Annotated in this window: 17 protein-coding genes; 6 read left to right on the forward strand and 11 right to left on the reverse strand. The window is 44.0% G+C overall.

Annotated features, from left to right (window positions below):
• Positions 1-233: 233 nt before the first annotated feature.
• Positions 234-1898 carry a mechanosensitive ion channel gene (locus IQ276_RS13190; protein ID WP_235115631.1) on the reverse strand — a complete coding sequence of 555 codons (1665 nt, stop codon included), beginning with the start codon at positions 1896-1898 and terminating at the stop codon, positions 234-236.
• Positions 1899-2625: 727 nt separating this feature from the next.
• On the opposite strand from IQ276_RS13190, the gene IQ276_RS13195 reads away from it, so the two are divergent.
• Complete coding sequence (locus IQ276_RS13195; RefSeq protein WP_235115632.1) at positions 2626-3069, forward strand: SRPBCC family protein; 444 nt, start codon at positions 2626-2628, stop codon at positions 3067-3069.
• Positions 3070-3154: 85 nt separating this feature from the next.
• Here the strand turns inward: IQ276_RS13195 and IQ276_RS13200 are convergent, their stop codons facing one another.
• A complete protein-coding gene (locus IQ276_RS13200) occupies positions 3155-3979 on the reverse strand; it encodes a SirB1 family protein (RefSeq protein ID WP_235115633.1) in 825 nt (274 codons plus the stop codon).
• Between the two features lie 967 nt (positions 3980-4946).
• Between IQ276_RS13200 and IQ276_RS13205 the strand changes: the two genes are divergently transcribed.
• The 3 genes from IQ276_RS13205 (at position 4947) to atpC (ending at position 7871) form a co-directional block, all read left to right on the forward strand.
• Positions 4947-5645 carry a hypothetical protein gene (locus IQ276_RS13205; protein WP_193920603.1) on the forward strand — a complete coding sequence of 233 codons (699 nt, stop codon included), beginning with the start codon at positions 4947-4949 and terminating at the stop codon, positions 5643-5645.
• 276 nt (positions 5646-5921) lie between these two features.
• Positions 5922-7370, forward strand: a complete 1449-nt coding sequence (gene atpD / locus IQ276_RS13210; protein ID WP_193920605.1) for a F0F1 ATP synthase subunit beta — start codon at positions 5922-5924, stop codon at positions 7368-7370.
• Positions 7371-7457: 87 nt separating this feature from the next.
• Positions 7458-7871 (forward strand): ATP synthase F1 subunit epsilon, encoded by a 414-nt coding sequence (gene atpC / locus IQ276_RS13215; protein ID WP_193920607.1) that lies wholly within the window; start codon positions 7458-7460, stop codon positions 7869-7871.
• 168 nt (positions 7872-8039) lie between these two features.
• On the opposite strand, the gene secA is transcribed toward atpC, so the two are convergent.
• From secA to IQ276_RS40165, 9 genes are all read right to left on the reverse strand, one after another.
• Positions 8040-10832 (reverse strand): preprotein translocase subunit SecA, encoded by a 2793-nt coding sequence (secA, locus tag IQ276_RS13220; protein WP_235115634.1) that lies wholly within the window; start codon positions 10830-10832, stop codon positions 8040-8042.
• Positions 10833-11187: 355 nt separating this feature from the next.
• A complete protein-coding gene (locus tag IQ276_RS13225; protein ID WP_193925109.1) occupies positions 11188-11790 on the reverse strand; it encodes a cytochrome C in 603 nt (200 codons plus the stop codon).
• 189 nt (positions 11791-11979) lie between these two features.
• Positions 11980-12342 carry a type II toxin-antitoxin system RelE family toxin gene (locus IQ276_RS13230; RefSeq protein ID WP_193925111.1) on the reverse strand — a complete coding sequence of 121 codons (363 nt, stop codon included), beginning with the start codon at positions 12340-12342 and terminating at the stop codon, positions 11980-11982.
• Entirely contained in the window at positions 12332-12589 is a 258-nt protein-coding gene (locus IQ276_RS13235; RefSeq protein WP_193925115.1) for a type II toxin-antitoxin system RelN family antitoxin, read from the reverse strand. Before IQ276_RS13235 ends, IQ276_RS13230 begins: the two co-directional genes overlap by 11 nt.
• Positions 12590-12848: 259 nt before the next feature.
• Positions 12849-13757, reverse strand: coding sequence for an AAA family ATPase (locus IQ276_RS13240; RefSeq protein ID WP_073643396.1), 909 nt, complete (start codon positions 13755-13757; stop codon positions 12849-12851).
• 170 nt (positions 13758-13927) lie between these two features.
• Positions 13928-15001, reverse strand: coding sequence for a bifunctional riboflavin kinase/FAD synthetase (locus tag IQ276_RS13245; RefSeq protein ID WP_193919055.1), 1074 nt, complete (start codon positions 14999-15001; stop codon positions 13928-13930).
• Positions 15002-15348: 347 nt separating this feature from the next.
• Positions 15349-16245 (reverse strand): MBL fold metallo-hydrolase, encoded by an 897-nt coding sequence (locus tag IQ276_RS13250; protein WP_190883036.1) that lies wholly within the window; start codon positions 16243-16245, stop codon positions 15349-15351.
• A gap of 298 nt (positions 16246-16543) precedes the next feature.
• The gene (gene surE / locus IQ276_RS13255; RefSeq protein WP_190883034.1) at positions 16544-17341 is read right to left on the reverse strand and encodes a 5'/3'-nucleotidase SurE; all 798 of its coding nucleotides are present in this window, start codon (positions 17339-17341) and stop codon (positions 16544-16546) included.
• Positions 17325-17447 carry a hypothetical protein gene (locus IQ276_RS40165; RefSeq protein ID WP_255264323.1) on the reverse strand — a complete coding sequence of 41 codons (123 nt, stop codon included), beginning with the start codon at positions 17445-17447 and terminating at the stop codon, positions 17325-17327. Before IQ276_RS40165 ends, surE begins: the two co-directional genes overlap by 17 nt.
• Before the next feature lie 428 nt (positions 17448-17875).
• Between IQ276_RS40165 and pheS the strand changes: the two genes are divergently transcribed.
• The gene (gene pheS, locus IQ276_RS13260) at positions 17876-18868 is read left to right on the forward strand and encodes a phenylalanine--tRNA ligase subunit alpha (RefSeq protein ID WP_190883032.1); all 993 of its coding nucleotides are present in this window, start codon (positions 17876-17878) and stop codon (positions 18866-18868) included.
• A gap of 427 nt (positions 18869-19295) precedes the next feature.
• Positions 19296-20768, forward strand: coding sequence for a TldD/PmbA family protein (locus IQ276_RS13265; RefSeq protein ID WP_190883030.1), 1473 nt, complete (start codon positions 19296-19298; stop codon positions 20766-20768).
• Positions 20769-20861 lie beyond the last annotated feature (93 nt).

Below are 20861 nucleotides of genomic sequence, written 5' to 3' on the forward strand. Positions count from 1 at the left end.
CTCAAACTCCGAGCTTCTAAACTCTAACTTTCAACTTCTTAGGCAAAATTAGCGATAGATTGTCTCTATTATTGATGCTTACGGCTGTATTTTCTCAGATTTATAGCAAAAGCCTTGGTGGTTAGGACATTAACAGATGATAAAACCTAGACACAAAAAGACTTTTCACCCAGTCACCAGTCCCCAGTCCCCAGTCCCTTGCTATACATACGAAATTGCGCCTTCATCAACTTTTAGTTTCTACCTTTGAAAGAATTGAGCCACTCTTGAACTTGTTCGCGGGCAATATCACGACCTCCTAAACCAAAAGCTAGGGCAATAGCAACAGCGATCGCACCTAATAATAGTCCAAAGGCTAAATTCACAATATCACTAGCAACTCCAATCTGTTGCAGTGCCATTGCTGAGACTAAGGTAATGATACAAATCCGCGCTACCTGTCCTAAAATCTGTGCTTGACGGTCGCCAGAACTGGTAATAATGTTAAAAGCCAGATTTGCCAGGAATAAACCAATGGCAAATATTACCAAACCCGCCAATATCCGCCCGAATATAATCAAAATACCAGACACTAAGGCTGTCAAGGCTGGAATATTCAGGATATTTACTGCCGCCACCGTTGCAAATAGCATAATACCCACTAAGGTAACAATGCCTGCAACTTCCGACGGAGTACGGGTGGGAATGGAAGGAGGTGTTGGTTCTGTTGGTTCTGTGGAAATGACGATTCGCCTAGTAGGTGTTGTCAGACCCAATACAGTAAAAATGTTATTAAAGCCTAAATTAGTCAGGATACTTGTAACCAAATCTGCTACAAACCGTCCCAGGAAATAGGCAACAATCAAAATTGCAAGAGCTGTAAAGATGGCAGGTACTGCGTTGAGAACCTGTTGTAACATAGCGATCGCTGGCTGTGATATTGCTTGAATTTGTAAAGCATCCAGCGCTGCGATCGCCACAGGAATCAAAATCAAAATATAGACAATTGTGCCGATAATACTTGATAGAGGTTGCACTCCCGCAGTCGAAGATAAGCCAAATCGACTACCTAAATGGTCAATACCAGTACTTGCTAGCAAGTTCGTCACAATCCGCCGCACCACATTAGCGATGAACCACCCAACTGCGGCAATCAGCGCCGCTGCTAAAATGTTTGGCAGAATTACCAGAATCTTTGTAATTAGAGCTTGTACTGGTTCTAGGGCTTCCCTAAGTCCGAGAGTATCCAGAATCGGAACCAGAAACAGTAAAAATATAAACCAATACAGAGCATTGCCAATGGTTTCACTGAGAGACAATTGATTGAGACTGGGCGCACTATCTGCGGGTTGAGGATTCAAGCGCTCATCGAGGTTAAATGTCCGTAATAAACGCACAGTAACAATCTTGACAACGCTCGCTAATACCCAGGCAGCTGCCAAAAGGATTCCAGCACCAACCAACTTTGGCAAAAAGCCAATAAGTTGCTCAAGAAAAGTATTGAGGGGTCGAGACGCTATCTCTAGATTTAGCGTTTGTAAAACAGCTACCGCCGTCAGCAAGATAATGCTCCAAAAAACCAAGTCGGAGATTAACTTCTCCACCTGGGGAAGATCCTGACGACCAGTTATCCCTGCGGCAATCCGGTTATCTAAGTTTGTGCGGTTGAGAATTTTTTGCGTCACCGTCGCTGCGATCGCTGCAATTAGCCAACCTACAAACAAAATTGCCACTGCTCCCAGTACACGGGGCATAAACAGAATTAACTGTTCAACAATTCCTTGCACATCAGCGACACCTTGGTTTACTGCTCCTTGACTTGGTTGCAGACTGGGCGATGATTGTGCCAAAAATTGCTGTCCCCTCATCGATAAACCAATATCTATCAACTGGGTTATTCCTTGCCAAGTTGTGTTCATGGTTTTCCGCTATTAAGGTTTTAGTTCGCCAAAAACACTTGAGATACTTATCGGGTAGCTTGATTTGAACTAGGGACTGGGGATTGGGGACTAAGTACTGAAAATATAAGTATGTAGATTCATACCCGAACCAAATTTTACAGCAGTTTTCATATATTTGAACCACATCTGTCGTAAGGGCACAGCAATGCTGTGCCCCTACCGCGTGGTCTATTTACCTGTAAATTGCTGTAAAAGAATTTCGTTGCCAGTACCCAGATCCAAAGCGCCCATTTCTCCCCAACTTGTTCTACTAAAATTGGGGAATCGTGGACGCCGCCCATTGAATAATTCTGCATCCCAGTAAGTTTACTAGTGTTTTGCCTATCAATTTACCAGCAAATTACCTGTAAACTCATTGTCTGTTTGATATAATCCAAATTTTTTCGCTTTATCGAAAAAAACGTCAAACAATTTTGGATTTTAGATTTGCGATAGCGGGGCATGTAGCTTGCTTCTGGGTTCGCCTAGCGTTCCGCAGGAAAGGAGTACCGAAATAATCTAAAATCTAAAATCTAAAATCTAAAATTGGCACGGTCAAAAGGTGAGTAGGGAGTGGGAGATTATAAAAAAGCTTCTCACCCTTCCCACACGTCCCAATACTACGGCTCCACTTAGTACAAGTGCCCAATAACTCATTCCCCATTTTGCGTTACTCTAATTGCAGCAACAGCTTAAAATATCTGGAATGTCCCAAGTACTGGAACAATCAATTCAAATTAACGCTACAGCCACGGTAGTCGACCGCTGTATTACTGATTTAGCCCTCATGCACCGTTGGCTAAACCCCGTCCTTAGTTGCGAACCTGTGGGCGAAGTTTGGAGTACTGATGTAGGTAGTAAAAGCCGTTTTATCATTCAAATTCCTCTACTCCAACCTACTTTGAATAGCGTAGTTGTGGAACGACAACCGGGTTTGGTAGTCTGGGAATTTAAAGGATTTTTTCAAGGGCGCGATCGCTGGGAATGTCAACCAACACAAAAAGGAACACTCCTACTGAACCGCTTTGAGTTCGATATTCCTAACCCCTTAGTAAGTTGGGGTTTCAAAACCTTTGCCGCATCTTGGACAAAACAAGACATGGAAGCCCAACTCCGCCGCCTCAAACGAGTCGCAGAACAACAAAATTAGTCATTTGTCATTGGTTATTTCTCCCCCTGCCTCCCCTGCCTCCCCTGCCTCCCCTGCTCCCTCATCTCCCTCATCACCCCACTCCCTACCCACCCTTACCCAACTCGCCAAGTAGCCGCCGAATCACTGATGCATCCTTAGCATCAGGAACTTTTACTAAATAAGTTTGTAAGTCTTTTGCAGCTTGAGGATAGTAGCCGAGTTGATAATAGATTAAACCGCGATCGCGCAATTCTAAAGTTAAATCAGGAAACAGCAGTAAAATGCGTTCAACTGCTGCTAGTGTTTTTTCTAACTCTTGTTGTTTTAAATAAATAAATTTTAGATTTGTCAGCATCCTTGCCAAAAATTGCCGATTAGTTACTACAGCCAAAAATTCTGGTTGTAGCGTCACTGGTTGCTGATAAAGTTGAGATAGTCTTTCTTGGCAATCTTCAGCAAATATTATTTCACCACCATTAAACGCATCGACGAAAATTTCTATATCTGGAACATCTGGGCGAATCAAGAAATGTCCCGGCATTCCTACACCCACCATCGGAAACTCTATCCGTCGGGCAACTTCTAAGTAAACCAACGCTAAAGTAATGGGAATCCCCAATCGTCTGTCAATTACATCATTCAAATAACTGTTGCGCGGGTCATAGTAGTCAATTTTATTACCAGAAAATCTTAAATCATCGTATAGATATTGATTAATAGTTTGAATCATCCGCAAAGGATATCGCTCCTGAGGCAGGCGTTCTTGCAGTTCCCATGCCATTGTATCAAGGGCATTGATATATTCCTCTGGGTCTAAATTAGGATATTCTTCTTGTGCAATATATAAAGCTGCCTTTGCTAAATTAATTCTCTCGTCAGACTGCTGAATCTCCTGATAAAAATATTGTCGCACTAACGAGAAATTCATAAGCTATTGCTCGGTGGAGGTGTGAGGATGAACCGAAAGTGTCAAGGCTTAACTAAAAACAGTTGCAAAGGAAAGTTATGTTCGCCAAAAGCCCGTTGCTGGGACTTTCCGCTTTTTGTACCTATTTTTATATTATGGATATTCACAAGATTTGAAAATCTAGTTTGTATATAGATTTTATGAAATCTATCTATCTAAGGTATGAAAATAATTTAATATAGCTTTTTGTTATTGACTCAAATACATATTTATAGTACTTTATGCCCTCGATTCGTTTACGTCAGTGCAAAATGTATATTATGAAACTAAAAATTAGTAATTACTGTTTTATCCAATTCCGAAATGGCATGAAGAGCATTTGTATTCACTATTTGAATGAAATGGCATGGCACTGCTCTTTGAAGCGATCGCTAGGAAGAGCAGATTTTTTGTGTAGGTTCATTTAATCCCACTTCGCTTTACGAATTGCTATGTTGGCGATGTGCCAGGATGACTGCGCTTACGCAAAGCGCGTATCATACTATTATGTATTTGTATATAACTTTACTATAAATTTATAAAGTTTTTGGTGTTGATTATTAACCTAATAGCTTAACAACGGCTATACAAGCTTTATAAAGTCAGGCTTTTAACAGGTTTTATATAAAAAAGTACAAATCGATATTATAAATATTGAGTAAGCTTCAGTAATAATACTTGCTTTTTTAACTCCATTTATTAATAATACTGGTCATTATACAAGCAGCTAAAATCAAGCTAAAAAAATGCTAGCAACCTCATAAATGTAGTGACATTGAGGGATTAAGTTATTTTCATCATTGCTTGTGTGTGCGATCGCCCACTGTAAGCGTCTGAATTGGTATGTGTTGCGTGTAAGGCGTTGTGTGCAATTTCGTTTTTGATCTTTGCTTAGGCAGTTTGGAGTGTACCGACTGTTGACATACACCTTTTTGGAGAAATCAGTTTTATGGCTACTTTATCTGTAATGAAGTTATCAATAGCTACCATCGCCACAGGGTTCATAACGCTGGGAACCTTTAGTGCAGCGCAGGCGGGCTTTATTAACTTTGACACTGATGCCAATGGTAATCCTATAAATGCTCCACTTTTATTCATTGAAACCACTCCCCTTACGAACTTGTATGCGCCCTTGGGTGTAACCTTTAGTGGCCCTGGTCAACTAAGTGGAGGCTCAATACTAAATCAGTCCGGGAATTTTGGAGTTGATGCACTCAGTGGCTTTAACTTTCTGGCATTCAATCGAGATGTCATCCTATCAAACGATGGTGTACCAACAGATCCAGAAACAATCAGTTTTGCTGATCTGATAAGTGATTTTTCTATTTTTGCTTCTGGAGGAGAGCCTAATACTTTCCAGCTACAAGCATTTGATATCGAAAACTCGCTACTAGGTACTGAGACTATTACTACAGGATTGGGAGAGTGGGGAGAGTTGAGCTTTTCTTCACCTTTAGGTAACATTAGCAAGGTCGTCCTCACTGGAATAGGAGAAGATCCTGCGTTTGTCTATGATAATCTTTCTTTTACTCCTGCAAGTAAGTCAGTTGCCGAACCTGCTTCTCTCATCGGTATACTAGGACTAGGTGCTTTTGGCGTTATCTCTCTCTACAAGCGCAAAGAACAGCAAGCCCCAGTTAAAGCATAAATTTGTTATTAATTTAATTTAATCCTTGCCATGTCAACTTCGTATTGACATGGCAGTTTTGATTTTGATACTTAAAAAAGTTGTACTTTTAAGTATTTTATGTATCCTCAGAGCCACTTTCACAAACAAGGCGAATTTTTGATCCCCAACCTCAGTCTTAAGAATCAATTTAAGGCGAAGGTGGGGGCGTTCAGTGCTAACCTGAAAGATGACATTGCATAATCTTATGTCTTCAACGACCTTATCTGAAATATAGCTTCAATCATTAGGCGCAGCATGGTCACAACCGCACAAAAAACAAACATAGGCTACATTACCCAAATCATTGGTCCAGTTGTAGACGTTAAATTTCCCGGCGGGAAATTGCCCCAAATCTACAACGCTCTGACCATCAAAGGCACCAACGAAGCTGGACAGAATATTAACCTCACTGTTGAAGTACAGCAACTGCTGGGCGACAACCAGGTGCGGACTGTTGCGATGAGTTCCACCGATGGCTTGGTGCGTGGTCTGGAGGTCGTCGATACAGGCGCTCCCATCAGCGTGCCAGTTGGTAAAGCCACCTTGGGGCGGATTTTCAACGTCCTTGGCGAACCCGTGGACAATAGAGGACCTGTAAATGCTGAGGCAACTTTACCCATCCACCGCTCTGCTCCCAAATTTACTGACCTAGAAACCAAACCTTCGGTGTTTGAAACTGGGATTAAAGTTGTTGACCTCCTGACTCCCTATCGACGTGGCGGTAAGATTGGTCTGTTCGGCGGTGCTGGTGTTGGTAAGACCGTGATCATGATGGAGTTGATTAACAACATCGCTACTCAGCACGGTGGAGTATCTGTTTTTGCTGGTGTGGGTGAACGCACCCGTGAAGGCAATGACCTCTACAACGAAATGATTGAATCTGGAGTAATCAACAAAGACAACCTCAACGAGTCTAAGATTGCTCTAGTTTACGGTCAGATGAACGAGCCACCCGGAGCGAGAATGCGGGTTGGTCTGTCCGGATTGACGGTAGCAGAGTACTTCCGTGATGTCAACAAACAAGACGTGCTGCTGTTTATTGACAACATCTTCCGGTTTGTACAAGCAGGTTCAGAAGTGTCAGCGCTTCTGGGTCGGATGCCTTCAGCGGTGGGATATCAGCCTACATTGGGTACTGACGTAGGTGAATTGCAAGAGCGGATTACCTCCACTACAGAGGGTTCCATTACCTCAATTCAAGCAGTGTACGTACCTGCGGACGACCTCACCGACCCCGCACCTGCAACCACCTTCGCTCACTTGGACGGAACCACAGTACTGTCTCGTGGTTTGGCGGCTAAGGGAATTTATCCAGCGGTGGACCCCCTGGGTTCCACTTCCACCATGCTACAGCCCAACATTGTAGGTGACGAACACTACAATACTGCCCGTGCGGTACAATCAACTCTGCAACGTTATAAAGAACTACAAGATATTATCGCCATTCTCGGTCTAGATGAATTGTCTGAAGAAGACCGTCTAGTAGTGGCACGGGCGCGGAAAGTTGAGCGCTTCTTGTCTCAGCCGTTCTTTGTGGCAGAAGTATTCACCGGTTCTCCTGGTAAATACGTGAAGTTGGAAGACACCATCAAAGGATTCCAAAAAATTCTGTCTGGTGAACTGGATGACCTGCCAGAACAGGCTTTCTACTTGGTAGGCGATATTAACGAAGCGATCGCCAAAGCTGAAAAAATCAAAGGTTAGTCATTAGTCATTAGTCATTAGTCATTAGTGCAAATTCTAATGATTAATGGCTATTGCAAAAGACAACGGACAAAGGACAAAAGACAAATGACATTAACCGTTCGTGTAATTTCCCCAGATAAAACAGTCTGGGATGCCCCAGCTGAAGAAGTAGTTTTACCTAGCACTACCGGTCAGTTAGGTATTTTAACTGGACACGCACCACTGTTGACCGCCCTGGATACAGGTGTGATGCGAGTCCGTGCAGCTAAAAATCAGAATTGGCAAGCGATCGCTCTTTTGGGTGGTTTTGCCGAAATTGAAGAAAATGAAGTCACAATTCTGGTTAACGGTGCTGAACGTGGCGACAAAATCAATCTAGAAGAAGCCCGTGCTGCTTATAACCAAGCAGAAGCGCGTCTGGGTCAAGTGACAGCAGACGATCGCCAAGCACAAATCCAAGCGACTCAAGCCTTCAAACGCGCCCGCGCTCGCTTTCAAGCTGCTGGCGGTTTAGTCTAACAATTTTGGATTTTAGATTTTGGATTTGAGATTTGTTCCAAAATCTCAAATTGGCATCGTCAAAAGTCTAACGTAAAACAAAGACGCAAAGGCATTCTTATTGCTTCTGCGTCTTTATATGCATCAAGTAACAGACGCGATAAATCGCGTCTCTATTTCTATTGTCAATTACACCATCTCCGAGGAAGCCTGTACCACCGGCTGCGGCTGCGGCTGGAACATAAACAGCGAGTACACTACATCTCGGCGAATATTCACCATCATATCCAAGAACAGCTCATAGCCCTCGCTCTTGTATTCAATCAGCGGGTCTTTTTGGCCATAACCACGTAATCCCACAGATTCACGCAAGGCATCCATTTGTTGCAGGTGTTCTCGCCACAGGGTATCGATGCGTTGCAAGATAAAGAAACGCTCAGCTTGGCGCATCAGTCCAGGTTGAACTTGGTCAATTTGGGCTTCTTTGAGATCGTAAGCAATTCGCACCTGTTCGTGGAGGAAGGCTTTAATCTCAGTGACAGTCATATCCTCTAATTGATTAGCCTGCATATCTGCTAGCAAATAGACGAATTCTTTGACTTTCTCAACCAACTTTTCTAACTCCCATTCTTCGGAAGGTAAGTCTACGTTGATGTAGTAGTCAACGATGTCATCCATCGTTTTTTCAGCGTACTTGATTACCTGTTCTTTCAAGTCTTGACCTTCTAACACCCGACGACGTTCGGCGTAAATAGCACGACGTTGATTATTCATCACTTCGTCATACTCAAACACCTGCTTGCGGATGTCATAGTAGTAGGTTTCAACTTTTTTCTGTGCGCCTTCCAAACTGCGGGTAAGCATCCCCGATTCAATGGGCATATCTTCTTCCACTTGGAAGGCATTCATTAATCCAGCAACGCGATCGCCACCAAAAATCCGCAGTAAGTTATCTTCTAAACTGAGGAAAAATCTTGTGGTTCCAGGGTCGCCTTGTCTGCCGGCGCGTCCGCGCAACTGGTTGTCAATCCGCCGCGATTCGTGGCGTTCTGTACCAATGACGTGCAAACCACCGATGTCCACTACCTCATTATGCTCTCGCTCGGTGAATTGTTCGTATTCCTGCTTAACACGTTTATATGCTTCCCGCAACTTTTGAATTACGGGGTCGTCGATGGGAGCTTTTTCGGCGGCGACAGCTACCTTTTCTTCAGCTTCTAGTTCCGGTAAACTGCGATCGCCATACTCACGCACTGCAACTTCTACTGCTTCTTTGAGTAGCTGTTCTGTTTCTTTTGTCAACTGGGTGGGGAAAATTTCCGGTGAAGCCCGCCAGGTTTTGACTTTTTTACCAGGAACGAAACCTTGACCACCGCCGTGTCCTGTAGGTAATCCGGCAGGCCTTTGAACGCCAAACGCATCTTCATCTTCTGGCATCACAATGCGAGGCATCAAATATTCCCGCAGTTTCAGACGCGCCATGTATTCAGAGTTACCACCAAGGATGATGTCTGTACCTCTTCCCGCCATGTTCGTGGCAATGGTCACAGCACCTTTGCGTCCTGCTTGAGCGACGATTTCTGCCTCTCGTTCCACGTTTTCCGGTCGGGCATTGAGTAATTCGTGGGGAATTTCTAGCTGCTTCAGTAGTCTGCTGAGATATTCAGATTTTTCTACACTCGTGGTTCCTACCAATACTGGCCTACCGAGTTCGTGCATTTCGGCACATTCTCTGGCGATCGCTCCCCACTTGCCTGATTCCGTCTTAAAGACCATATCAGACAAGTCTTCGCGTCTTCTGTCACGGTTGGTGGGAATTACCGTGACTTCCAGCTTGTAAATTTTTTCAAACTCTGGTTCTTCAGTTTTTGCCGTTCCCGTCATTCCACCCAATTTGGGATACAGCAAGAACAGGTTTTGATAAGTGATTGTCGCTAGAGTTTGAGTTTCTGGCTGAATTTCTACGTGTTCTTTGGCTTCAATGGCCTGGTGTAGTCCATCACTCCAGCGTCGTCCGGGTAGTACCCGACCGGTAAATTCATCCACAATCACCACTTCTCCATTGCGGACAATATAGTTTGTGTCTTTAAGGAAAAGTTCTTTGGCTTTAATGGCATTGAAAACAAAGTGCGCCCAAGGATCTTCTGGGTCAAATAAATCTGTAACTCCCAAAAGATTTTCTGCCTCTGCAAAGCCTTCATCTGTCAGTAGCACATTACGAGCTTTTTCATCCACATCATAATGCTCGTCTTTTTTGAGAGTAACTGCTATTTCAGAAGCTTGCAGATATTTTTCTGTAGGTCTTTCCACCTGTCCTGAAATAATCAGGGGTGTCCGGGCCTCATCAATTAAAATCGAGTCTACCTCGTCAATGACGCAGTAATTAAACGGGCGTTGCACCACATCTTTCATGTCTGTGGCCATGTTGTCCCGTAGGTAGTCAAAGCCTACCTCACTGTTCGTCACATAAGTGATATCACAGTCATAGTTTTTCTGACGTTCAGTGGGGGTCATGTTTGCCTGGATTAGACCCACACTCAACCCCAAGAACCGATGCACCTGTCCCATCCATTCGGCGTCTCGACGAGCCAGGTAATCGTTCACAGTAATAACATGTACACCTTTACCACTAAGGGCATTCAAATAACTCGGCAAGGTGGCTACTAGTGTTTTACCCTCACCCGTTTTCATTTCCGCAATTTGCCCTACGTGCAAAATGATACCGCCAAGCAGTTGGACATCAAAATGCCGTAAGCCTAAGACTCGCCGTCCTGCTTCCCGGACAACAGCGTAAGCTTCTGGCAAGATATCATCCAGAGCTTCGCCTTTGGCGAGTCGTTGTTTAAATTCTACGGTTTTCCCTTTTAACTCTTCATCAGAAAGAGTGTTAATTTCTTCCTCTAAAAGGTTAATTTCAGTAACTGAAGGTTGGTATTTTTTCAGCTTACGAGCGTTGGGATCGCCCAACAAAAGTTTTAGCATGGCAGGTTATCGAACTGAATCAAGGGGGATGGGAATTAAAGGTTTGGGATTGATTATAAACATTTAACCCATTCAACAGTCTTAGTTGTGGATGGGTGTGAAATGAGAATTCACTCAAAAACAGGAGAAAAACTAGTCAATCAGTTTCTTAAATGATTGGTTTTAACTCTTATCTTATATTTAGTCTTTCTTCATAGTATCATTTTGCCTCCAGATGGGGCATTGGGGATTGGGGATTGGGGATTGGGTACTGGGGATTGGGGACTGGGGACTGGGGATTGGGTAATGAGGATTGGGGATTGAGTACTGGGTGTTAGGAAAGTTCTTCCAGTCCCCAGTCCCCAGTCCCCAGTCCCTAATTTGAATTCTCCCACTCTGGGCTAAGGCGGCGGAAATTGTAGTCACTAGCACTGGGATGACAGCTTAGACAGCTACCAATTTCGAGGGGACGTGGTAGCTTAACTTCTGGATGCAAAGCTTTGAAATAACGTGAGTTATTGAGGCGATAGGGTGTTTCTTCATCGTTGAGTTTGACGCGGGAGAAAGTCGAAAGATATTTCCACACTAAAATGCGGGGCGGATCGACTAAAGGCTTGAGTTGTGCGCCGTAGTGTTGCGAGTCTTCCAGGAGATTTTTCCATGTTTGGGTGGGAAAAACGGCTGGTGGTAAGGCAATGTGGCATGTGGAGCAATTTTCCAAATACAGTTCTTGGCCTAGTTGGTACTGTGCTGGTACTACATCAACTGTGCCAATTTCGGCGCTGGGAGTGGCACTTTGGGCGTTAGTTACTAAGGCTAAAAGCCAGCCCATAGCTAGACTCCAGGTGATAATCACTAAAAGTAGACCGAAAAATTGGCGTTTGAATTCGCGTTCGGCGCTTTGTCGTAGCGCTTGGCTATCGCTATTTAGCGATCGCTTTTCCCCATCACGGGATTTCCGCTTAACAAAAATTGACATTCCTCACATTCCCAGATTTTTAGAAGTGGCGCTTGTGTTAATCATAGGACTTACGCAGTATTAGGAGTGTTTTTTTGATTCTGCGTAAGTATTTTTGACAAGGAATATGGCGATCGCATGTGTGGGATACATCAAATATTTGTACAGCATACTACTGCTGACTATGCAAGAAAAAATCTCTTGGCAGTTTTAACCTGACTCACTATAAAAATCAGCTAAGATATCTCGGATTTCATTTGCATTAATATCTTCTCGGTCAGATTTGGTATAAATCGTTAACAGCAAAAGACTTGTAGGTGACTCAACTTGATAAATTAATCGATAACCAGCACTTTTACCTTTTTGAATATTACTATTGCGAACTCTCACCTTATAAACAATATATTCTTCACCAATACGTGCAATTCTATCTCCTACGATATTTCCCTGTTGTAATTGCTCAATAATCGGTTGAACATCAGAACGAATATTGCGAAATCTCTTTGAGAGTCTGTAAAGTTCCTCTTCAAATTCATCAGAAAATCGAATTGAAACCGGATTTTCACTCTGCATCAATCCTGTCCCATAGCTCACTAAGTGGTCTAGTTTGCCCCATTTTTGCTTGCTGTAAGGCTCTTCTCAAACTCGCTTTCACTTCCTCAATGGGTGTATCGTCGGGGTCAATTTCTTCAGCATCTGTTGATTCTGGAACCAAAACGATTACCCGAACCTGGTGAGGATAATTCGTTCCTTGAATCGGCTCATCTAAAACTAAGTTTCCCTGAGAGTCAATTTTACCAGTAACTTCGATCGCTTTCATTTGTTATTTACCTGATTTTGTAGGAGATTCTAACACGCCCAAATCCAAGGGCGATCGATAAAGAAAATTTTAAATATACTTTTTATTTAACTTGATTCACTAGAAAAATCAGCTAAAATATCTCGGATTTCAAGCGATCGCAATTTTATCGCTGTTTTTTTTGGTAAACAAGGTGCGAAGGATGACTGTTATGAAGTAGCGCAAATAAATATCCTTCACACCAAGAAATGCAGTTACAAAAGTATCTGTAGAATTCTTTTTAAGGAATGGGAACCGATCGCAATAATCGCTCAACAACAGTTCTAGCGTTGCGTCCTCCTCTGGGAATGAGACGATGGCAAATAACGTAAGGGACGAGAAATTTTACATCATCGGGAATGGCATAATCACGCCCTAATAGAAAAGCTAGGGCTTGGGCACCTCGTTGTAATGCTACTGTGCCACGAGGACTAACACCAAGGGCGATTTCCTCATCTTGGCGTGTCGCCCGCACTAATTCAAGGATGTACTGTTGCAAGGAGGTTGTCACTTTGACTTGAGAACAGAGGTAACGCAATTCCTGTACTTCTGCCAAGGTAATACAAGGCTTTAAGTCAGCAACCTTGATACCATTTTGGAGATTTTGCAGCATTTGGAGTTCTTCTGCTTCGGAAGGATAGCCCAAACTCAATGACAACATAAACCTGTCCATTTGGGCTTCTGGCAGGGGAAAAGTACCTTGATATTCAATAGGGTTTTGCGTAGCAATGACAAAGAATGGTTGAGGAACTGCACGAGAGACACCATCAACTGTTACCTGATTTTCTTCCATAACTTCTAGCAAAGCTGACTGAGTGCGGGGTGTGGCGCGATTAATTTCGTCAGCAAGTAGCACATTGGCAAAAACTGGCCCAGGAAGAAAAGTAAATTCGCCGCTTTTTGGGTTCCAGATGTTGGTACCAGTGATGTCAGTTGGCAGTAAATCAGGGGTGCATTGTAAGCGTTGAAACTTGCCATCTACTGAACGAGCTAGAGATTTAGCAAGCAGGGTTTTGCCAACCCCAGGGACATCTTCTAATAGGGCATGACCACCACCTAGCAAGGCTACTAGCACTAAGCGTATCGCCTCACTTTTGCCAACGATGGTAAGAGTCAGATTTTGTGTTAGGGCGTCAATTTTTTCTCTCATGCGGTGTGGGGAGTGGGGAATGGGGACTGGGGACTGGGGACTGGGGACTAGGGACTGGGGACTAGGGACTGGGGACTGGAAGAACTTTCCTAATACCCACTCCCCAGTACCCAATACCCAGTACCCAATACCCAATACCCTATCTATTGTTCCCACTCAGCACTCAGCACTCAGCACTGGGCACTAAGAACTTGTTTAGCGGCTATGCAGTCAAGTTGAATTTGTGTTTTCAGGGCTTCTAGAGAAGGAAATTTTTGTTCCGGGCGTAAAAATTTGACTAGTTCTATAGCCAGTTTCTTACCATACAAATCACCAGACCAATCGAACAGATGTACTTCCACAGATGCAGAAGCACCATTTACAGTTGGACGATTACCAATATTCATGACGCCCAATATCTCACTAGGAGATACATTTGCTGTTTCACTGAGAGTGAAAACTCGGACAGCGTAAACTCCTTGGCGGGGCAAGAACTTTTCTTTTGGTAGCTGGAGATTGGCGGTGGGAAAGCCAATGGTTCTGCCGAGTTGCTGTCCTTGAACGACCATACCAAGGAGGGTGTAGGGGCGTCCTAGTAGGAGATTTGCGTTTTCGATGTCACCGTCCTCAAGGGTTTGGCGGATCAATGAAGTGCTAATGCGGGCATCCTGATTTGGAGTGGTACTGGTGCAACTGCTTTGGGTAGGTGAGTCGCCTGTATAAGTTTGTAAGGGAACGATGGTAACGGGAATATTGTAATTGGCGGCGATTAATTGCAAATCTTTAGCAGTACCAATGCGCTTTTTGCCAAAACAAAAATCTTCTCCGATACTAATTTGCTGGCATTGGAGTTGTTGGACGAGAATTTTTTCGACAAATTCTTCAGGAGTCAAAGCAGATAATTCTTTGTCGAAAGGAAGTAATACCAGTTGTTCTACTCCAAGCGATCGCAATTGTTGGACTTTTTCATCGAGTGGCGTTAACAAACTCCGGGGTTGCCCCGTAAAAAACTCCTGTGGGTGCGGATCAAAGGTGACAACTGTCGAGTAAATGTATTGTTGATTTGTCAGTTGTTGATTTTCGTTAGACTGTGGACTACTGACTACTGACAACTGACCACCAGGGTGCAATACTGGCTCAATTACCCTTTGATGACCAAGATGTACACCATCAAATTTGCCAAGTGCAACAGCAGTCGGCGTTAGTAGCCCTTCGGTGGAAGAAGCAACCCACACAGAACACCCATTTTGAGACAAATTTAGCACGTGGATTCTGAGATTTTAGGTTTATTTTAGCTATCAGCAGGAAGCTACCCTATAGTAAACCGCTTTGAGGAGGACAGGTTTTGTAGTACCAACTTGTCATTAGTCATTAGTCATTAGTCCAATGCCCCATACTTCTCTACGAGAGGCTGGGCCAACGGCTTTGCTCAGTACAAGTGCCCAATGCCCAATGCCCAATGCCCAATGTTGTCGCCCTTGTTCTGTAGTCGGCGTTGCGACAACTTGCTTGGGCAGTGCTGTCTCAAGGTATAGCCAACGGGTACGGTGTTGCGCTGAAAGCTTCTGATCACCAATCTAATCTAAAATCTACAATTGCTTCGATGCCAGCTTTAGACAGAAAACTTGCTAACAGGAAAAGATTCTGATAACGAAGCTGAGGTGGAAACTTGGAGTATGATTCCTTCCCGTGCCATAATCGCACCAGGAAATTTCGCAGCTGCTTGTTTCCCTACACGATCCAAAAAGTCGTCATTGTGCGCCGGGTCATGGTGGTAAATCACCAAAGTTTTGACGTTAGCAGCCTGTGCCACTTTCACAGCTTCTTGCCAGGTGGAATGTCCCCAGCCAATTTTCGGGGATGTTGGCGAATGATATTCCTCGTCAGTGTAGGTAGAATCGTAAATTAAGATGTCGGCATTACGAGATAGCCAAAGCACATTTTCATCAAGTCGATCGCGAAAATGTTCAGTATCTGTAATGTAAACAGCAGCACCATCACGCCAGTTGACGCGGTATCCTACGGCTTCACCTGGATGATTTAAAGGTGCTGTTTCCACAGTCACATCATCAATATCTATTGGTTGCCCCGCTCGAATGTTGTGGAAACTTAAATTGGCTTGCATAATCTGCAAGGGCACGGGAAAATTCGGGTGGAGCATCTGGTCATTGAGGCGCTGTTCTATGGTAGAACCATCAGGAGCGATCGCGCCGTAGATATGAAAGTCATTCCCCTTAACAAACCCTGGAACAAAGAAGGGAAAACCCTGCATGTGGTCCCAGTGAGAATGGGTGAAAAATATATGAGCTTCTAACGGCATCTGGCGCAATAAAGATTGCCCCAAAACATGTAGTCCCGTACCACCATCGAAAATTAAGCGTTTACCGCCCACTTGCATCTCAACGCAAGGGGTATTACCGCCGTAACGAACGGTGTGTGGTCCTGGACTGGGGATGCTGCCGCGAACTCCCCAAAATTGAACGGTAAATTGGTTCTCTATCCTAGACATGGGTGTTGCTTGCTGGACTGAGCGGGCGATAAATGAAAAAATTGTTACTTGTTTGGTTCAAGTTTATACTGTCTCACCGATTTTAGTAGGGAGAGGATTAGAGGGAAGATTTCTTGGTAGAACAGCATACCCTGTTTCCGGGTGATTGTGTAAATATCGATGAGCTACTCTAAGGTGTAATTTTCAAGTTTTTCGGGTGTATGTGTATCCGTTATCTCAAAGGTGCCCCTACGTTATAGCCTAGATTTTGTTGTCATGCATTGAATTAATTCCAGTTCTTTCCTCGTAAATCAATGATTCAGGGAAATTTGAATTCCCATTGAGATAATTTATCTAGTCCAGTTGGGTAGGTAAGATTGTACTGGAGGGGAGTTATACTGATGTAGTTATTACGTACAACATGCACATCTATCGGTACATTTTGCGGTAAATTTAACCCAACTGGAGGTTCTACATCCTCAATGACTTCTCCAGTTAACCAATAGTACGTTTTTCCACGAGGATCGACTCGTTTATCAAACACATCTATGTAACGCCGCACTCCTTGACGGGTGAGAGTTACTCCAGCAATTTCTTCCCACTCAACAGCAGGAATATTGACATTAAGTAACATCAAATCCGGCAGTGGTTTTTGGGCTAACTGGTCTAACAGAGTTTTGGCAAACTTAGCAGCAGGTTGAAAGTTTTTTGAAGTATGACTCGTAAGACTCATCGCTACACTGGGGATGCCTTCAATGAGACCTTCCATGGCCGCAGAAACAGTGCCAGAATACAAAATTTCAGTTCCCAAATTGGCACCTTGATTGATGCCAGAGATCACGAAATCCGGGGGAGTTTCTAACAAAGCCCACAGCGCCAATTTGACGCAATCTGAAGGCGTACCATCGCAAGCCCAAGCTTTAACAGCCGGATGAAAAATCGACTCAACGATTTCGGCGCGAATTGGTTGGTGCAAAGTTAATCCATGCCCAGTTGCCGATCGCTCTCGGTCTGGGCAAACTACAGTAACTTCATGGCCTGCTTCTGCTAAGTAGTTGGCTAGGGTACGAATACCCATAGCAGAAATACCGTCATCGTTGCTAATTAGTAATTTCATAGGCATTGGGAATTGTGTATGGGGCACTTGTACTGAGTGACTCGTGCCGAGCATCTCGATTTCGCTTGATGGAACCGGAGCCGAGGTAAGCCGAAGTATTGGGCATGGGGTATTATTTGGTTATTAGTCATTAGTTATGTGTAATTTGTCATTTGTCAATGACATTCGTCACAGGCATGAACAAAAACATTAGTCATTAGTTACAGCAGATTTCAAGTTGGTGGAGTACAGAATCTAAGTCTGGTAGTCAATCATAAAGGCTGTTTTACTTCTGAATTTTGCTGTATGACAGTCGTCACAAGCATCAGCAAAAACATACTCCCTTGCCCAATGGCATCTAAACTCGTAAAACCAGCGTAATTTTGACTTTTGAATGCGTGACTTTTGACTTCCCCGAACGCGAGTGCGTCTCGCTCCAGAAGGGGCTGACTCTTGGCTTTGGTTTATTGATGGCATCTTAACTAGAATTATTTTGTAAGCAGTCCATAGCTCTCGACTATAGACTAATGACTATAGATTAATGACTAATAACTAATGACTAGCAATTTAGAAGCTCAACTTTTAGCACTGCGGCATCAAGGAGAACAAGCGATCGCCGCCGCTGATACCCTAGAACGTTTAGAAGAACTCAGAGTTAGCTATCTGGGCAAGAAAGGGGAACTGGGGGCGCTGTTGCGAAGTATGGGGCAGTTGAGTGCAGAGGAACGACCGATAATTGGGGCGATCGCCAATACAGTCAAAGAATCCCTGCAAACTAGTCTAGACCAACAACGGGCTGCCCTGGAAACCGCGCAAATTCGCTCCCAGCTAGAGGCTGAAACTCTCGATGTCACTATGGCGGGAATTTACCGCCCCCAAGGTCGCATTCATCCCCTGAATGGCATTATTGACCGAGCGCTGGATATCTTTGTGGGTATGGGGTACACCGTGGCTCAAGGGCCAGAGATGGAAACAGACTACTACAATTTCGAGGCGCTTAATACCCCGCCTGACCATCCCGCCCGCGATATGCAGGATACTTTTTACCTACCAGATGGCAATCTGCTGCGGACTCATACCTCGTCAGTACAAATTCGCTACATGGAAAGAGAGGAACCACCAATTCGCGTTGTGGCTCCAGGGCGAGTTTATCGACGAGATAATGTAGATGCCACTCACTCAGCAGTTTTCCATCAAATAGAACTTTTAGCTATTGACGAAGGATTAACTTTTACAGACCTTAAAGGCACAATTAAGGTATTTTTACAAGCAATATTTGGCGATTTACCTATTCGCTTCCGCGCCAGTTATTTCCCGTTTACCGAACCTTCTGCGGAAGTAGATTTGCAGTGGAATGGGCGCTGGCTGGAAGTAATGGGCTGCGGTATGGTCGATCCAAATGTACTCAAATCTGTAGGTTATGACCCAGAAATTTATACTGGGTTTGCTGCTGGTTTTGGTGTAGAACGCTTTGCGATGGTGTTACATCAAATCGATGATATTCGTCGTTTGTATGCCAGCGATTTGCGATTTTTGCAGCAATTTTAGGCATACCTAATAGTTACTAGGGGCGTACAGCTGTGCATTGGTGTGCCCCTAGATCCTCGTGGGGGCGCACAGCTGTGCGCCCCTACCCATGTACCTTATTCAAATGAGAATCCCTATATAGCGTTTCCCGACCTACTGAGATACACCTGTAGGGGCACGGCACTGCCGTGCCCCTACACCTGGCGATATTAATGTTGTACCGCATTTTAATGGGAACCAGTATACTAGTCTATCCCATTAGTGCGATCGCACACTTATGCCAAAGCTCCCAAACTACGGGCATGAACCGAAATAATCTAAAATCTAAAATCTAAAATCTAAAATCTAAAATTCCTAGTCAAGATGGCAATTGAGTAAATTTGCTAGAGTGAACACACCAGGATTTTTCAGTCAAATCTCTGAATTCCGCCAGCAGACGAGGCTACCCATGCTTACAAGTACGCTACTTCTCTCGAATCAACTTCCCACCTTACAATATTCCTCCACCCCAGAGCGTTTCGATGAAACCTGGGAAGCCCCCCTGGCTACCCTCCTGGGACTAGGACGCGCCGCTGGTGCTGATTTCATCGAATTGTTTTTAGAACGTCGTAACTACATTAGTTGTCTTGCAGAAGACGACGCCATCACCAGTATTTCACCGAGTCTGTCTACAGGCGCGGGAGTTAGAGTATTTCGTGGTAAAGCTGATTGTTATGTCAGCACTAACGACCTTTCCTTTTCGGGCTTGAAAGCAGCCTTAGAAAAAGGTCTTTCAATTATGGGATTACAACTACCTGCACCTAGTTCTTTCATCCCAGAAATCAACCTCGAATTACTGAGAGATTACGCCACCAAAAGAGCCAAAGATGCATGGCTACCAGTGTGTAGCTCCATCCGCGAAATGGGAGAAGTCCTCCTGGATGGCACTGCTTACCTGAAACAAAAAGCTAGCCACGTCCAATCGCGCCGCGCTAGTTATTTTCGGGATTGGCAAGAAGTCTTAGTCGCTTCCAGTGACGGTATTTTTGCCCGTGACATTCGTCTCACCCAATCAGTAGGATTTAACCTGTTGTGTGCCGATGGAGGTAATCGTACCTCAATTGGCGATCGCGCTGGTAACACTAGCGATGCTGACTTCTTAAGAACCTGGGATTATCAAAAAGCTGCCGAGAAAATAGCAGAATCTGCTGGAAAAATGCTCTATGCAGATTACGTGGAATCAGGAACTTACCCCATCATTATGGCCAATCACTTTGGCGGCGTAATCTTCCACGAAGCTTGCGGACACCTGCTAGAAACCACTCAAATTGAACGCAATACCTCTCCCTTTGCTAACAAAAAAGGCGAAAAAATTGCCCACGAAAGTTTAACAGCTTGGGATGAAGGACGTGCTGAAAATGCCTTCGGAACAATTGACATGGATGACGAAGGTATGCCCGCTCAAAGAACCCTATTAATTGAAAAAGGCGTTCTCAAAAACTTCTTAGCAGATAGAGCAGGTTCCATGCTCACCGGACACCCCAGAACAGGAAGTGGACGCCGCCAAAACTACACCTTTGCCGCCGCTAGCCGGATGCGTAATACTTATATTGATTCTGGCGACTACAGCATTGAAGATTTATTTGCCTCCATTGATAAAGGCATTTACTGTAAAAAAATGGGTGGCGGTAGTGTTGGTGCTACAGGTCAATTTAACTTTGGTGTTGATGAAGCTTATTTGATTGAAAATGGCAAAATTACCAAACCATTAAAGGGAGCAATTTTAATCGGTGAAGCCAAGGAAATTATGAATAAAATTTCCATGTGTTCCCAAGATTTAGAAATTGCTCCAGGTTTTTGTGGTTCCGTCAGCGGTAGTATTTACACCACAGTCGGACAACCACATATCAAAGTTGATTCTATTACCGTGGGTGGACGATAAGAATTTTGGATTTTAGATTTTGGATTTTGGATTGAGAACCAGTAGGATGCTGCTTCAATAAAAATATAAGTCATCAGCTAAACCACATCTAAT

It is taken from the genome of Desmonostoc muscorum LEGE 12446 (assembly GCF_015207005.2).
Lineage (GTDB): Bacteria > Cyanobacteriota > Cyanobacteriia > Cyanobacteriales > Nostocaceae > Nostoc > Nostoc muscorum.